At 36.0% G+C, this 16,485-nt stretch carries 11 protein-coding genes; 3 read left to right on the top strand and 8 right to left on the bottom strand.

Annotated elements, in window-relative coordinates; translation table 11 throughout:
• Positions 1-731: 731 nt before the first annotated feature.
• Positions 732-1,865, bottom strand: a complete 1,134-nt coding sequence (locus AABE15_RS00630) for an L-dopachrome tautomerase-related protein (RefSeq protein ID WP_338329345.1) — start codon at positions 1,863-1,865, stop codon at positions 732-734.
• A gap of 226 nt (positions 1,866-2,091) precedes the next feature.
• Between AABE15_RS00630 and AABE15_RS00635 the strand changes: the two genes are divergently transcribed.
• Positions 2,092-3,987 carry a tetratricopeptide repeat protein gene (locus tag AABE15_RS00635; RefSeq protein ID WP_338329346.1) on the top strand — a complete coding sequence of 632 codons (1,896 nt, stop codon included), beginning with the start codon at positions 2,092-2,094 and terminating at the stop codon, positions 3,985-3,987.
• Between the two features lie 125 nt (positions 3,988-4,112).
• On the opposite strand, the gene AABE15_RS00640 is transcribed toward AABE15_RS00635, so the two are convergent.
• The 6 genes from AABE15_RS00640 to tsaD form a co-directional block, all read right to left on the bottom strand.
• Positions 4,113-7,022, bottom strand: coding sequence for a [protein-PII] uridylyltransferase (locus tag AABE15_RS00640; protein WP_338329347.1), 2,910 nt, complete (start codon positions 7,020-7,022; stop codon positions 4,113-4,115).
• Between the two features lie 56 nt (positions 7,023-7,078).
• The gene (gene mutS, locus AABE15_RS00645) at positions 7,079-9,700 is read right to left on the bottom strand and encodes a DNA mismatch repair protein MutS (protein ID WP_338329348.1); all 2,622 of its coding nucleotides are present in this window, start codon (positions 9,698-9,700) and stop codon (positions 7,079-7,081) included.
• Between the two features lie 67 nt (positions 9,701-9,767).
• Positions 9,768-11,321, bottom strand: coding sequence for a murein biosynthesis integral membrane protein MurJ (murJ, locus tag AABE15_RS00650; RefSeq protein ID WP_338329349.1), 1,554 nt, complete (start codon positions 11,319-11,321; stop codon positions 9,768-9,770).
• Positions 11,322-11,374: 53 nt separating this feature from the next.
• On the bottom strand, positions 11,375-11,860 hold the full coding sequence (locus AABE15_RS00655) for a glutathione peroxidase (protein ID WP_338329350.1): 486 nt from the start codon (positions 11,858-11,860) through the stop codon (positions 11,375-11,377).
• An 82-nt stretch (positions 11,861-11,942) separates the two neighbouring features.
• Entirely contained in the window at positions 11,943-12,902 is a 960-nt protein-coding gene (locus AABE15_RS00660) for an NAD(P)H-dependent glycerol-3-phosphate dehydrogenase (RefSeq protein WP_338329351.1), read from the bottom strand.
• On the bottom strand, positions 12,899-14,017 hold the full coding sequence (gene tsaD / locus AABE15_RS00665; protein WP_338329355.1) for a tRNA (adenosine(37)-N6)-threonylcarbamoyltransferase complex transferase subunit TsaD: 1,119 nt from the start codon (positions 14,015-14,017) through the stop codon (positions 12,899-12,901). Before tsaD ends, AABE15_RS00660 begins: the two co-directional genes overlap by 4 nt.
• 56 nt (positions 14,018-14,073) lie before the next feature.
• Between tsaD and hemC the strand changes: the two genes are divergently transcribed.
• Positions 14,074-15,150, top strand: coding sequence for a hydroxymethylbilane synthase (hemC, locus tag AABE15_RS00670; protein ID WP_338329352.1), 1,077 nt, complete (start codon positions 14,074-14,076; stop codon positions 15,148-15,150).
• A 16-nt stretch (positions 15,151-15,166) separates the two neighbouring features.
• Positions 15,167-15,901 (top strand): uroporphyrinogen-III synthase, encoded by a 735-nt coding sequence (locus tag AABE15_RS00675; RefSeq protein ID WP_338329353.1) that lies wholly within the window; start codon positions 15,167-15,169, stop codon positions 15,899-15,901.
• Between the two features lies 1 nt (position 15,902).
• Here AABE15_RS00675 and secB read toward each other — a convergent pair whose 3' ends face one another.
• Complete coding sequence (secB, locus tag AABE15_RS00680; protein ID WP_338329354.1) at positions 15,903-16,430, bottom strand: protein-export chaperone SecB; 528 nt, start codon at positions 16,428-16,430, stop codon at positions 15,903-15,905.
• Positions 16,431-16,485 lie beyond the last annotated feature (55 nt).

Raw genomic sequence — 16,485 nt, forward strand, 5'->3', positions numbered from 1 at the left:
GTTATATAGAGCAAATTTTAATAGCATTGATAGGATGAAAAATCTTATTATTAAATAAAAGCCTTTTAAAAGAAAGACTTGATTTATTTTACTTATTTAAATTACATTTTATTTTTGATTTTATCGTAACTTTTTTATACTGCTTACAATTTTTTTAGAGAGATCATACATAATTTATTCAAAATTGAAGAAACTTAAATATTGTTAAAAAGAGATTAGTTGGGTCTACTCTATAAATACTTAGATTGCAGCGATGGAAATAACGAACAAGAACGTTGCGACGATTAAAACTTAAACACAAGGACTTTAAAAGCGATCCGTTTTTTTAATTAATTGTTTAGTTAAACTATTGTTAAATTATCAATAATTCCATTAAAAGAAATGTTTTGAATTAAGTCATATGCGCTCAAAGTATCTAAAATATTAAAAGGATACTTGTCTCTCTATTTTTTACCGATTGGTAGAACCAATCGAAGATACATAAATTTTTTGCAAGAATTTAAAATCTACGCGTAGTATTTTAATTAAATTTTGACAATTAACAATTAAATTTTCAATGGTTTTATTATTTAAGTGGGGAAAGTGAAGAATGATCAATTGTCGTCATTGTACTGTTGAAGTCTTTCCGTGCGAAAAAGCATCTGTTTCAGATAAGTTTTAAATAGGGGGTTGCCATTTTGGGACGAGAAGAAGGTGTATGCGGAATTTGAACATGTGATTATGTTAAGAAGTCAAGGGGAAAGGATAGTTGAAAGATTTAGTTTATACACATAAATTGCTGGAAATACAGACGTTGGTTTTTTGCTTATAAAGGTGGTTGCTGGGTTAAAAGGCAACGTTGCGACGTAAAGAATATTTTCCTTAGTAATAAAAGGATACGTAGACCATTTCAAACGGGGATCCATAATTAATTTTGTCAATATGCGTTGAGTGGTAAAACGGTAAATACTATTTGTTGCAATATCATTAAAGTAGAGAGATTCATCTGGCCCGCATGTGATTCCTCCTGAAGTGGGTGTATCTAACCATAATGTCATGGCCTCGTTAAGTTCTGTTGCAGTATAAGTGGTATCGTTTAAAACATTGGTGTCAATCCGATAAAGAGGCCCACTCATTGCTTGATAATAAAGTGTTTTTCCATTAGGTGATAGGGCAAGTTGATTGATATTATACTGAGAATTTTCATCGCTATTGGATCGAACAAGAATATTGTTAACGATAATTGGTCTTCTTGAATATAGGGTTGAAGAATTTTCCAGCAAACGTCTCGCTTGGTTGGTTTTTAAGTTCACTACGATAATTGCGGGCTCCCCTTTATCCGCCAGATAAACGTAGTTTCGATGCACAACTATGGTATTGAGGAAGGTCTTTTTCTTTATAACGTCATGAGGAATTACATAAATGTAGATAATTTTATTTCGAATAAGATCTATTTTGATTAATTTCGCTCTGTTTGAAGGGTCAGCGTGTCCCGTATTCATTATTCCATTATCCAAAACCCATAAGAAGCGGTCGTCTTCTAATGTCATACCGGTTAGTTGTATGAAAGCAGAATGATTTTGGTTTGGGCGATAGGTATTCCATTGCAGATCTGGATAAGGAACCAGCTGATTTTGATTATTTAGAGTGGCAAGTTGTAAGGTAGGGGTTGTGTGGAGGAATGGGATAATAAAAAGCCGTTTATCAGGACTAATAGCGATATGATTTGGAAGAATATTAGTTAATTCGAAAGTTTGCGTTAAAGCTTTAGAAGGAAAAATTGCAGGTTGATCCAGTGTCTGTTTTGCTTCAGCATTAGGAAAACTTGGATATAAAATAAAAGCCATTGCTACATAGATTTTGCAAAAAAATTTAAATAACGCCATAATATATCTTCGATAAATAATAGTTCATTCTCTACTATAAGACAGTTTTAGATAGGAGCAAAATTCATTTAAGAAGTAAGTTCATAGCATTAATAAAATATTAGTTAAAAAAATTATAAAATTAACGTCAAAGATTTTAAAATTTATAACGATTTATTGGTATTCATAAGCGTTAACTCGGTATTACAATGATTCATAAATTAATGGCAGCCTGGATAAATCGTAAGTGATTTGTGATTTACATATACAAAAGGCGATGGAATTGCTGGCCGACAGCAAAATTAATGAGGCGGATGCAATATTTTGTCAAATTTTAGAAAAATTTCCAAATGCCTCAGAGGCGTGGCATGGTCGAGCCTGTGTGGCTCGTAGTCTGGGTCGCTCAGATTTGGCTATAGGGTTTGCGGGTAAAGCTATAGCGCTAAAAAAAATATCTTACTATTTTATTACATTAGGGTTGGCTTTGTCTGAATGTGGACATAATAACGAAGCGGAAGCGGCTTTGAATTCAGCTGTGTTACTGAATTCTTATGATTCTCGAGCGTTTAATACCTTGGGTTGTTTGCAAAATAAATTAGAGAAAATTTCTGAAGCAGAAATGAATTTGCGACGGGCTATTGAATTACAGCCGGAATCAATAGGGTATTGGCGTGATCTCATTCAATTTTACTGGCATCATAATAATTATCAGCAGGCGTTTAACATAGCAAAAGATGGGGCCAATTTTAATAAAAACGATGTATTTTTTTTAAGTGAATTAGCAAATATCTGTTTTAAATTGGGTTTTTATCAAGAGGCTGAAATTTTATTTCGTCAAGTATTAATAAAGTTACCTCGTGATCCCATAGCGTGCGCCAATTTAGGCGCATTGTTGTTACATCTACAAAAATTAAAAGAAGCAGAAGATTACCTCCGTATTGCTTATCATGCTTTCCCGAAAATTTTAGAAAATCAACTCAATTGGGGCATGTTACAAACACGTTTAGGGAATTTGGATACCGCAAAAATTGTATTGTCCAAGGCTTATAAACAAGCTCCAGAAGATCAAAATTGTGTCCTTAACCTTGGCACTGTTTTATATGAACTCAAACAGCTTGATCAAGCACAAGTTCTTTATGAAAATGCTTTGTCTGGAATCACAACTGGTGTGCAAGAAACTCAAGAGCATTATAAGATTAGATATAATCTTTCTATCGTTATGTTGGCTAAAGGTTTTTTTGCAAAAGGGTTGGAGCTGATGGAGTCAAGATATTATTTCATGGATATACTAGACCATTCATCACCTATACCCCTTTGGAATGGAAAAACAAACCTTAAAAGAAGGTTATTAGTACGTACTGAACAGGGGTTGGGTGATAATATCTATTTTGCACGTTTTTTGCCTTTTTTGTTAGAAAAATGTGATATTGTCATAGAAGTTTCATCAACTCTTAAAACTATCATGGAGCGCATTCTTAATTACACTTGTGTAAAGACTAAACATAAATTTCAATTTATTGAACGTGGCCAAAATTTGCCTTCTGATATTGATTATCAATGTGGCTTACTGAGTCTGCCTTTTTTATTAAACTGCGACCTCTTTTCCCCATCTTTTCCTTATCTTATTTGCGAAGAATCAAGCTCGGAACGCACCGATTGGGTTCATGACGATAATTTTTTAAATGTGGGACTTTGTTGGGCAGGTAGTCCAAACTATGCGTTTGATCAATTAAGATCTAGTTCTTTGTCAGAATGGATGCCTTTATTAGAATTAAAAAACATTAATTTTTATTCTTTACAATATGATTACGATAAAAAAAATCTACCTAAGCAACTTACGCCCGTTTCTTTTAGTAAAGATATGTATTTATTGGCCCAGACAATAAATCAGCTTGATTTAGTGATTACCGTTGACACTGCCATAGCGCATCTTGCCGGTGCGTTAGGAAAAAAAACTTGGTTGGTGAATCGATATGGAGGGGATTGGCGGTGGTATCATCATATTGATAAAAAAAGTTGCTGCTATTTTGACGTAACGATATTTCAACAAAACAGAACCATGAGTAAAATTAATGCATGGTCAACAGTAATTGAAGAAATAAAATCTGAACTTATTCGTTGTCAAAATTGGTTTGAAAGTTGAAGCTGATATAAGCTATCATAACTATTTGCTAAGTCTACTTTTTCTCCTAAACGATGACTTTTTTTAAAATTTTTATATTATCCTACTGGCGATTTTAATACGAAATAAGGTAAATTGGTTTAGAATTAATGTAGGTTAAGTTGTTGAGTCTGGGTTAAATTAAGAGATTCTTGATTATTAATGGATATATTTTCTTCAACATTATGTAGTACGTCTAAGATGGCTTGTCGGATCATATTTAACCTTTTTTTATCTTTGATTTTTAGACCGAACGCATCTTTAATGTAAAAAACATCCACTGCTCTTATCCCATAGGTGGTAACGTGGGCAGAATTGATTTGTAATTTTTGACCTTTAATCGCTTTTGTTACGTCGTAAAGAAGACCAATACGATCTCTTCCATTCACTTCAATAATGGTGAAGCTGTTTGAAGCCTGATTGTCAATAACTACTCTTGGTGGAACATGAATGGCTCGCATACGCCTGCCATAGAGTAAATGAGAATTATAATCTTGAATACGTTTTTCTATATCAATGGAACCCGATAAAGCGGATGTAATTAATTCTTGGATACGTTGTAACCTGTGAGGCTCATTAAAAACATCATCGGACGCATCTTGTATCCAAAAAGTATCTAAAATCGTACTGTCGGTTAATGTATGTATACGTGCATCAACAATTGAAGCCCCGGCTATGGCCAAAGCTCCTGAAATTTTAGAAAATAATCCAGCTTCATCCTGTGTGTAAACAGTAACCTCGGTTACTCCACGATCAGGTAATGGATGTGTTTTAATTATTAAATCTTTATGATGTTTTTTTGCCTCTTCGATAAGATAAGCATGTCGTATATGAGTCTCTGTATCAAAAGAGATCCAATAGCTCGCGTATCCTAAACTAAGAAAATGATTGATTGCTTTGGATGGCATGTGACGAGTATAAAGCTGTTTAGAAATATCTTCCTTTATACGATGGATACGCGTATCTTGTTCAAGGATAGCAAGGTTTCCTTCTAATACCTCTGAAAGTCTTGTATACAATTCGTTTAATAATGTAGCTTTCCAAGCATTCCATACTTTTTGGTTAACAGCACGCATGTCAGAGATAGTTAGTAAAAACAGCAATCGAAGCCGTTCGGGAGATTGTATAGTATCAACAAGATCAAGTATAGTTTTGGGATCGTCTATATCGCGTTGAAACGCTGCATGGCTTAACAAAAGATGATGAAGTATCAACCAAGATACAGTGTCTGTTTCTTCAGCAGACATACCTAACCGAGAGCAAATTACAATAGACATTTGAGAGCCTAATTCTGAATGATCTGTATTTCTTCCTTTGCCCATATCGTGGAGCAATGTTGCAAGATAAAGTGCTCTCTTTGATTGTGTAGCTTGAAGGAGTTTGTAAGCAAAATATAAATCATCTTGATAGTAACCTGCTTCCAGTAATGCAAGTAGCTTAACCGCTTCAATGCTATGTTGATCCACTGTAAAAATATGGTAAGTGTCAAATTGCATTTGTCCAATCATACGTCGCCATTCTGGCATAAATTGTCCTAAAATGCCAGTTTCGCTTAAAATATGGAGCCAATAAGCATTATAATGCTCTTCTTCTGGAGGCACTAAAACAATTTGCCGTTCTTCTTGCTTCGCGTTGCGGTGTAGCAACTGATAACGTGCTTTGCTGGAAAGTGGTTTGGGTATGTCGCATAGAAGGTCCAAAAATATTTCAGAAGCTTCTTTATTATTCCTAAGTAAAATAGCCTTTTTTTCTGCATGTATGAGTTGATGGATGGTAAGTGGATGTATTGCTTTTTTATGCATCTGCGCTAATTTTAAAAGTCTCATCATTTCAATGGGATTTTGTTCAAAGGAAATTTCTGAGGTAGGCAATATTTTTCCATCAGCTATCATAAATCCTGTGGAAGCAATGGGTTTATTTTCTGAAAGCTTGTTGTGGTGGAATTGCTCAGTATATAAAATAAGAGCAGCTTCAATAATATACGTTAATTTAACAACTTCTCTTGCTGTAAGAAAATAATGGCGCATAAACCGTTCAACACCAACCTGTTGCCCATGTTTTGTATAGCCCATCTTGCCCCCTACAATAGGTTGCATATCAAACGTTAGTCGATCTTCTGCCCTGCCCGCAATATAATGAAGTTGAAAACGTACTGTCCAAAGAAAATTGTAAGCACGTTGAATTCGCAGAACTTCTTGTTGGGTTAAAAGTCCAAGCTTGCCTATTTCGGGAAATAAGTCTCCGAAATTTTGATCAATTCCTAGTACGAAGTGATACTCCCAATACAAGGTCTGTAAATCTCTTAAACCCCCTCTACCTTCTTTAATATTAGGTTCGACAAGATAAAGCGTATCACCAAATTTTTTATGTCTTGATTGTCTTTCTTTATTTTTTTCTAAAATAAATCGGTCAGCACCAATTTCAGTGCATACCTGTTTAAATTGATCAGCAAATTGGTTGAAAAGTTCTTTATTTCCACAAATATGTCGCGAATCCAAAAGATTGGTTAAAATAGTAATATCTTCTTTGGCAGCAATAAGGCACTGAGAAATGGAACGTGTTGCATGGCCAATGTTAAGTCCAAGATCCCACAAAAAATAAAGATGTTGTTCAATTGTATCTAAAAGCTCGCTGGATGGGTTTTCTGCGGTTAAAAAAAGTAAATCAAGGTCACTAAAAGGGGCAAGGGATTTACGTCCATATCCCCCCGTAGCAATAAGGGCTATGGGTTTGTTAAGATCGGAAAGGTTTTTAACATAGATCTGTTCAAATAAAACAGATAATAACCCATCAATATAAGCAGTTAATTGTTTCGTTGCTTGCAGCCCTGACAAACGGTAAACTTCAAAATCTGTACGAACTTGGGTTTGTATTCTACCGAGGTAGCGTCGAAATATTTGTAAAAGTTCTTCGCGGGATAAAGCAGGGTCGCTCCTAACAACATCCCTTAAGTAATTACGAAATTTAAACGTAGATTCTTGTGGATCGGATGAGAATTCTGGAAGAGGATGTTTCAATTTCTTATAACCAATTTTAGTGAGAGTAGGAGCTGATGATATGTAGGAATAAATCTTTATTTATCAATAAGTTTTTTTAAATCATAAAGTATATTCAACGAATTTTTTGGGGTGAGATTATCGGGATGGTTTTGACTAAATATATGTCTAATTTCATCTAAGATTTTAAGCTGTTTAACATGTTCGGCATTTGGTTGCGTTTGGTTTTGTGTGAGTGAGAAGTTGTATTGAGTGTTAGTTTTTTGTCCATCAAGTTGGGATAGAAGGTATTGAGCTCTTTTAATAGTTTGATCGGGCAAGCCGGCAAGTTGCGCAACGTGAATACCCCAACTGTGTTCGGCTGCCCCTGGTACAACCTCGTATTGAAATACAATACTTCCTTGCCATTCTTGTACTTTCATGGTGAATGGTGAAATGTTTTTTAAATAATGGGTAAGTTGTACCAGTTCATGAAAATGCGTTGCAAAAATGGCTCGACATTGTAGAGTGTTGTGTAATGTTTCTAAAATTGACCAAGCAATGGCTAGCCCATCAGAAGTAGAGGTTCCTCTACCTATTTCATCTATAACCACCAATGATTTTGGGCCTGCTTGATGTAAAATAGAAGCCGCCTCAGTCATTTCAACCATAAAGGTAGAACGGTTATGCGCTAAATCATCCGAGGCGCCTACCCGAGAGAACAAACGATCAACAATTCCAATTTCAGCTTTAGCAGCAGGAACAGGTAAACCACTTTGTGCTAAAATTACGCTTAACGCTACTTGTCTGAGATAGGTTGACTTTCCTGCCATATTAGGGCCCGTAAGCAACATGATTTTTTTTTCGCCCGACAAAATACAAGAGTTTGGCGTAAAATTCTTTTGTTTTTTAAGGGCATTTTCTATAACGGGATGTCTACCATCATAAATATTAAATTGTGCATCTGTAGAAAGTTTGGGTACACACCAATTAAACGATTGAAATAGCGTGGCACATGATTGAAATACATCAATAATCGCTAAGGAATTAGCGATAAGAGGCAAATCCTTTTCTGTTAAGACTTCTTCGACAAGAGAAAAAAATAGGATTTTTTCACGTTCAATAGCTTGAGCATGTGCATCTAAAATTTTTTCACTTAATTCGCTAAGTTCAACGGTCGTGAAGCGTGTTAGATTAGCAGTGCCTTGTCTGAGAATAAGGTCTTTATTATCGCGTAATTTGCTGCCTTGTGCACTTGAAACTTCAATGATGTAACCCAGCTGGGTATGGTGCTTTATTTTAAGGGTATTTGTATTGTATTTTTCACGATAATTTTGTTGGAAGGAAATAATAATTTGTCGGCTGTGATCTCTTAAATTGCGGTAATTATCTAACTCTCGATCGTAATTTTCCTTAATGATTGCCCCTTCATCTAATTTAAGAGGTGGGTTTTCAAGCAAGGCATTTTTTAATTTTGCAAAAAGAGTTTGTCCATGACCTAAAATAGTAATTATATTTTTTATTATATTGAAGCCAGCTTGTAAATTTGGCTCATATTGCTGCAAGATAGATTGAATAAGATGCGATGAAGATAATCCATTTTTAATGGCGACGAGATCTCTAGGCGAACCTCTGCCTAAAGAAAGTCTGCTTAAGGCACGAGAAATGTCAGGAGCTTTTTTTAATTCCATCCTAATTTTTTCTAATAGTGTAGTGTCCTTTTGCAGATAAAGCCACCCTTCTTGTCTTTTGACAATTAATTCAATTTCTGTTGATGGTGAGGATAGCCAGCCTGCTAACATTCTCGATCCTGGGGCTGTCAAGGTGTAATTGACACTCGAAAAAAGAGTAAAATGCTGTTGGCCTTCACGATTTTGTACAATCTCTAAGCTGCATCGTGTTGCTGGATCAATTGCCAGAATACTTTGATATTTTTGGGATTGTGGTTTTGATAACTGGGGTATTTTGCCAGCTTGTGTGGATTGTATGTAAAGGACAAGCTCATAACTGGCTATGATTTCTTCTGCGTTAAAATCGCCCAATGCACTGAGAGAATGCACGTTAAAAAGTGTTGTGAGTTCTCTTTGTGCGTAATGCAGATCATGTAATTCGGTAAGAGAAGTTATTATTTCTTGATAGTCATCCAGTAATAGAGTATCGGAAATTAAAATTTCTGAAGGATTAATTCTGGCGATAAAGTCTTTAAGTTGGTAGATTTCTAAAAAGGTGGTCTCGAAAAATCCGGTAGAAATATCAATCCAAGCTGCCCCTGCATAACGATGTGTTTTTTTTTGGTCCGGTATAATACAAAGAATATAGTTGGGTTGAGTAGCATTGAGTAATTCATCCTCAGTAATTGTTCCTGGGGTGATTAATCGGACTATAGCTCTGGATAAAGGACCTTTTTGGTTTTTATTTCGTTTATTAGGATCTTCTGTCTGATCTGCTACGGCAACTTTAAATCCCTTTTTTATAAGACGCGCTAAATAACTGGAAGCATTTCCGACAGGAACACCGCACATAGGTATAGGTTTGTTAGCATGATTACCTCTAGAGGTTAACGCAATATCCAATGCATTAGCAGCTGCATGCGCGTCATCGAAAAACAGTTCGAAAAAATCACCCATTCGAAAGAATAACAACGCGTGAGGCTGTTGCTTTTTTAAAGCAAACCACTGAAGCATTACCGGTGTAGCACCTTCGGAAGATGGTATAGACATATTGGTTAATACAATAAATTAGAGGAAAATTTTCTGGTAAGAATCGCTTCAGTTTAACTATTTTTAATTATTTTTTAACTATTTTTTTTAAAATTTTTATAAAAAAGTAATTTATACTAATAATGCCAAATACTTGTAGTAGCAGTCCGTAAATAACGCTACCCATACATGCTAGTAAAACCATAGTAAATAATCGATATAGCAAACCTTTTTCGATAAAATCAGAAAAATAAAATATTTTAACTAAGAGTAAGCAGCAGGCCATAATTATTGAACAGAATACAATAACTGATATTTTTTTAATTAAAGCCCTAGGTATATAAAGTGCTTGTCGTTTATACAAAATAACAGCAAGAATAAAAACATTGATCATGGCGGCAAGGCTACTCGCCAAAGGTGGGCCCATATGAGCAAGTGGCTTCATAAATAATAAATTAAGAAAAAAATTGAGCAGTAAGGTTGCCAAACCAATTTTTACAGGCGTAGCAGTGTCTCCCCTAGCAAAAAATCCTGGAGATAAAACCTTTATTAAAACAAAAGCAGGAAGACCCAAAGCATAGGCTTGTAAAGATTGCGCAGATGCATAAACGTTGTCAGGTGTAAATTTGCCATGTCCAAAAAGAGCTGAAATAATAGGAACAGCCAAAGCAAATAAGCCGAATGCAGCCGGTATTGTTAAAATAAGGGTATAATCAATGGCTTTATTTTGATTGTTTAAGGCTGAAGCCATATCATTTTTATGGATATCTTTGGTTAAAATGGGGAGTAATGTTGTTCCAGCAGCTGCTCCAAGCACGCCAAGAGGCAACTGATTTATTCGATCGGCGAAATACATAACTGAAACACTCCCTGTCGGAAGTAAGGTTGCAATAATGGTATCCACTGTTAAATTTATTTGAGTGATCCCACTTCCCACAATACCAGGGGCCATTTTTTTAAGAAGTTGTTTAATATCTTGTGTAATTTTGGGGACTGAAAATGAAATAGTGATGTGGGCCCGTTGAAGAGCGATCCATAGAATCAAAAATTGCACTATTCCAGAAAGGGTTACCCCCCAGGCTGCAGCCCAAGCTGCATTAGGCATTAAGGGGGTTAACCATAACAACGCAGCAATTCCAACAATGTTAAAACTTATGTATGCAGCCGCCGCAACGCCAAATTGATGTAAGCTATTTAATATTCCAGAAATTAAAGCGGCCGCACAAATTAAAACCATATAAGGAAACGTAATGCGGCTCAAAATAATAGCTTCTTGATAACGTCCTTGATGGTATGAGAAACCGGGTGCAATGACTCTAAGAACTTGAGGCATGAAAATCTCCCCAAGAATTGTGATAATCAACAAGGTTGCAATAAGAATACTAAAAGATTCATTGGCAAATTTTTCTGCTGAATGTTTACCTTTATGGGTAAGTGTTGCCGTAAATAACGGTACAAAAGCTGCATTAAAGGCACCCTCACCAAACAAACGTCGAAACATATTCGGTAAACGAAAAGCCACTTGATAGGCATCTTGTAAAGGTCCTGCTCCTAAAAGAGCAGCTAAAAGTTGATCTCGTATAAGGCCCAAGAAGCGGCTTGCCATCGTCCAACTGCCGACAGTCAAGAAGTTTTTTATCATTATGACCTAAATTGTTTTCGAAAGATTAGAGTAAAAAAAGTATCTAATTAATATTAATTATCATAATACACGCGTTCTATAGCGTTTTTTATTTTTTTCGATGATGGCTTTGTAATACTTGTAAACCAGCGAAATAAATGGCCCTGTCTATTAATGACATATTTATAAAAATTCCATCTTGGTATGGATAAGATACCTCCTTGTTTTGCTAACCACTGAAAAAGGGGTATGGCGTTTTCCCCTTTGACATGGCATTTTTGACAAAGGAAAAAGCCTACATTGTAATATTCTCGACAAAATTTTTGTATTTCTTCATTGGTTTCAAATTCCTGTTTCCCAAAATCTCCAGAAGGCACGCCAATCACAGCAACGCCGTAATGACGATAAATTGACCAAATATCTTGTAATTCTTCATACTGCGGTGTGAATTTGCATTTTGAAGCGGTGTTGACAATAAGGATAGGTTTATCCTGATAATGTTTTAAGTGAAGCGGCTTTCCAGTCTGTAGGGTAAGTTTGAAATCATATATGGTATTCATTGTTTCTCATCTTACAAAACTAGGAATTAATTAAAATGGCTGTGTAAGATCATTTTAACAAAAAAAACAATTATAATGAATATTATTCGTGTGCTAAGGGTCTTCCCATTAATTTTTCTTTGGCAATATCCACAGTAATTTCCCCCTGAAGCAATTGGTTTACACATTGAATAATAGGTGTATCTACCTTATGATGTTTTGCTCGTTGTAAAATGGCAGGAGCTGTGAGTACACCCTCTGTTACAGTGTTCCGTTCCTTTAATATATCACTGAGGTGCCGTCCTTTACCCAGTTCGTATCCTAAGGAATAGTTTCTAGAAGTAGCACCTGTACAGGTCAAAATTAAATCGCCCACTCCGGCTAGTCCTGTTATTGTGTTAGGTTCCCCACCTAAACCTATACTCAGTCTTGAAAGTTCTGTGATGCCGCGCGTAATAAGAGAAGCACGAGCATTTTCACCTAGACCTGCTCCCATTGTTGCGCCAGAAGCAATGGCAATAACATTTTTAGCTGCACCTCCTATTTCAACACCTATTGGATCTTTGTTTGCGTATACTCTGAAGGTGGAGGTTGATAAAATGGATGCAGTTGTTTTTGTTAATAAGGCGTATCGTGAGGCAATAACCGTGGCTGTTGGGAGCCCCTGGGCAACTTCAGCTGCAAAATTTGGACCTGATAGCACAGCCCAAAGACGGTTAGGATAAAATTCTTCAATAATTTCTGAAGGAAATTTTAAACTGTTTGTTTCTACTCCTTTACAGCAAATAACAACAGGAATATCCAAAGGAATGATGGGTAACACACTTCGTACAAATTGAACGGGTACCGTAAGAAATATTAAATCTATTTTTTTAGGAAATGTATTACTTACGGTAATATTTTCCGGTAAAGCGTAACAAGGCAACCGAGGCATTATCCTAGTCGTAGGATTAATACATTCTTTACGACTCCAAAGCCATACGGTTTTGCAAGTGTGTGAAATGTGTATAGCTAAGGCTACACCCCAAGCCCCCGAACCCATAACGCAAACGGTTTTGTTCATAAATTATCCTTTGCAGATTCGATGGGCTTATCTGAAATTTCTGAAAGTGGCCATCTTGGACGGGGTAGGAGAGAGATATCATCTAGAGCAATATGTTTTGTACGCGCTAGAATCAATTTTTCAATCGCAGTCCAACCGATCATAACGGCATTGTCCGTACAGTATTCAATAGGGGGAACAACAAATTGTAGGTTGTTTTTTTCCGCAAGTTGAAAAAGTTTTTGTCTTAGGTAGGTATTGGATGCTACCCCGCCTGCAGCTGCAAAAGTGGTGATTTGCGGAGTTACCTCAATGGCATATTGTAATCGGTTGATAATTGTTTCAGTAATTGTTTTTTGGAAACTTGCTGCAATGTCTGCGGCTAATTGCTTGGGTAGACTACCAGTATAAGGTTGATCATCGATAAGGTTGGATACAGCAGTTTTCAATCCTGAAAATGAAAAATCACAATTTTTTCGATTGAATAAAGGTTTAGGGAATGTAAAACTATTTTCATTGCCGTTTTTAGCCAACGATTCCAGAGCTGGCCCTCCGGGCCAGGGTAGACCTAGCATTTTAGCAACTTTATCAAATACTTCGCCAGCAGCATCGTCAACCGTTCCTCCTAACTGGGTATACTGTCCGATTGCATTGACAACAATTGTTTGGCAATGTCCTCCGGAAGCTAAAAAAAGTAAATAAGGAAAAGGAATTTGAGAGAGGTTTTTTTTAGGAATTCTTACGGTTAAGGCATGTGCTTCAATATGGTTGATACCAATAAACGGTATATTTTGTGCAAGCGCTAAACCTTTGGCGAACGTACACCCGACGATGACACCTCCTATTAATCCTGGTCCGCACGTTGCAGCAATAGCGTCAATATGGTGCCAAGATATATGGGCGGTTTGCATAACTGATGAAACCAATCCTGGCAAATGCGATAAATGAGCACGTGCGGCAATTTCCGGCACTACACCGCCGAAACAATTATGTTCACGTTGTGTGTGAATTGCTTCGGCCAATACTTTACCATTCGACTGAATAAGAGCACAAGCGGTATCATCACAAGAAGATTCTATAGATAGAACGATAGAGTAATTATTTTTTTTTGGAGTGTTTTGGTGTATGGATGTCATAATGAAAAAATTATTGTGATAAATATATTGAAGCATGTAACTCAAAGTATATCTTAATGGACATAAAAAAAAATTTAAATATACCTTTTAATCCAGCCTTACAAAAAGTTGCTGCAAAAACGTTTAACCGATTGTGTGATGAGTCATATCTGCCTTCTCATCATAAAAGAGGATTACCCTTACGAGTTGGTACGAGAGGTTCACCGTTAGCACTGGTTCAAACACGTAATTTTTTGACAAGGTTAACCCAGTTTTGTCCTTTATTACGCCAGTTAAACGCCTTTCAAGAATTTCAGATCCCTACATCCGGGGATAGAATACAAGATAGGCGTTTAGCAGACATTGGTGGGAAAGGACTCTTTGCTAAAGAAATACACGAGCAACTTATAGAAGGTAAAATTGATTTTGCAGTCCATAGTCTCAAAGATCTTGAAACATGTTTACCAAAGGGATTAGTTTTAGCATGCACGTTAAAACGTCAAGATGCTAGGGATGCTCTTATAGTAAACGCTAACCACAGACCGGTTAATATTCAAAATCCTTTCAACTCGCTGCCTCGAGGAGCTATTATTGGAACTTCTTCTGTCAGAAGGCAAGCACAATTGCTTCATATGCGACCAGACCTCCAAATCAAATTATTAAGAGGTAATGTTCAATCTCGTATAGATAAAATTTCAGCGAAAAATTACGATGCAACGTTATTAGCTGCAGCAGGGTTACAACGTTTGGGTATGGAGGATCGAATAGATGCGATCATTGATCCTTGTGTTATGTTACCCGCTGCGGGGCAAGGTATTGTAGGGGTAACGGTTCGAAAAAATGATACAGAGCTTTTAGAAATGTTGTCTGCTATAGAAGATTATGAAGCCAAAGCTGTTTCCAGTGCTGAAAGAGCGTTGCTCGCAGAATTAGACGGCTCATGTCATACGCCTATAGGAGGATATGCGCAGTTGTTTCCAACAAAAGATCATAAGGATTATAAATTGAGTCTTACGGGAATGGTTGCACGGGAAGATGGTTCTTTTTTACTAAAAAAAGAAATTTCTGGTTCAGCAGAAGACGCAGAATTACTGGGGCATGAATTGGGTAAGCAATTAAAAAAAGATAGTCCAAAGGACATTTTTGAAGAATAGATTTTTGGTAAAATTTATGAAAAATTTTGTTGTTGTGACTAGACCAGAACCCGGTTTAAGCGAAACAATTGATCGAATAAATCAGTTAGGGTTCAATGCCCTAAGTATGCCCTTAATAGCTATTGAACCTTTAAAAATTAAATTTAATATAAATAAACCGATTGGCGGAATTATTTTTACTAGTAGGCAGGCTATTAAACCAACTATCGATGTATTGTGTCGTAATGGAATTGAGTATTGCAATATTCCTGTCTATACAGTAGGGAAAATGACCGCTTTAGATGCGAAAAAAGGTGGTTTTAATAAAATTTTAAATGGTAATAAAGATTCTGAAACTTTATTGGAGTTGATTAAAAACAGTTTTTTTTCCTTAGACAGTATCCTTTTTTATCCAACAGCAAAAAATAAAGGAAAATATTTAGAGCAAGGTTTGAAAAAAGCCCGTATTGAAGTTTGTCGATATGAAATTTATCAAACTCATGCTGTACATTGTTTAGACAAACATTTTATTGATTATTTAAACCATGGAACTATAGACACTATACTTTTCTTTTCCTTACAATCCGTAAAAAATTTTGCTGATTTATTGCCTGAAAAATATGTGAATGATCTAAGAAATGTTAACGCAGTAGGTATAAGTTACAAATTATATTCAGCATTAAAACAATTTAAGTGGAAACGTCTTGTGGTTTCTCAGCAACCCAATACGGATGAAATGCTTTTTATTTTAAAAGCATTTCTTAAAGATTGAACTAAGCGTGCCCAGCCTCTGAGTGAGTTTGTGCGGTTTTTTGAGCTTGTTTGCTCTGCCATAAGGCTACAAAATCAATAGGTTGTAATACAACTGGTGGGAATCCCCCATCTCGAGTGGCTTCACTTATAATATTTCTCGCATAAGGGAAAATTAATCTAGGTACTTCGACCATTAAAATAGGTTCTACCAATTCCTCCGGAGGTTGGTTTAAAGAAATAACAGCACAATAAGTGAGTTCAGTAATAAATACAACACGTGGAGTATCTTGGTCTGTTTTAGGTGTATCTTTGGCATCAACTTTGATCATAAGACCTACTTCATAAACTCCTTCGTCGCTTAGTCGGCTGGCATTAACATCAATTGATACCGAAATGTGCGGGGCCTCTTTTAATGTTGCAAAAATTGTAGCCCCATGTGGGACTTCGAAAGAAAGATCTTTAACAAATTGCACATTAAGCGTTAAAGGGAGCGATGGAGGAGAATCTTTTGTTGGTGGTGTGGACGTGCTATTATTGGTTTCAGACATATTTCACTCTTGTAATTATAGGTTTATTAAGCACACATTAAATATGTGTAAATAT

This window comes from Commensalibacter sp. Nvir, assembly GCF_963921845.1.
In the GTDB taxonomy this organism is placed as follows: Bacteria; Pseudomonadota; Alphaproteobacteria; order Acetobacterales; family Acetobacteraceae; genus Commensalibacter.

Coding starts and splice junctions, on each gene's coding strand:
- AABE15_RS00630 (WP_338329345.1), bottom strand. CDS start 1,865: ATGGCGTTATTTAAATTTTTTTGCAAAATCTATGTAGCAATGGCTTTT.
- mutS (WP_338329348.1), bottom strand. CDS start 9,700: ATGTCTATACCATCTTCCGAAGGTGCTACACCGGTAATGCTTCAGTGG.
- murJ (WP_338329349.1), bottom strand. CDS start 11,321: ATGATAAAAAACTTCTTGACTGTCGGCAGTTGGACGATGGCAAGCCGC.
- AABE15_RS00655 (WP_338329350.1), bottom strand. CDS start 11,860: ATGAATACCATATATGATTTCAAACTTACCCTACAGACTGGAAAGCCG.
- AABE15_RS00660 (WP_338329351.1), bottom strand. CDS start 12,902: ATGAACAAAACCGTTTGCGTTATGGGTTCGGGGGCTTGGGGTGTAGCC.
- tsaD (WP_338329355.1), bottom strand. CDS start 14,017: ATGACATCCATACACCAAAACACTCCAAAAAAAAATAATTACTCTATC.
- hemC (WP_338329352.1), top strand. CDS start 14,074: ATGGACATAAAAAAAAATTTAAATATACCTTTTAATCCAGCCTTACAA.
- AABE15_RS00675 (WP_338329353.1), top strand. CDS start 15,167: ATGAAAAATTTTGTTGTTGTGACTAGACCAGAACCCGGTTTAAGCGAA.
- secB (WP_338329354.1), bottom strand. CDS start 16,430: ATGTCTGAAACCAATAATAGCACGTCCACACCACCAACAAAAGATTCT.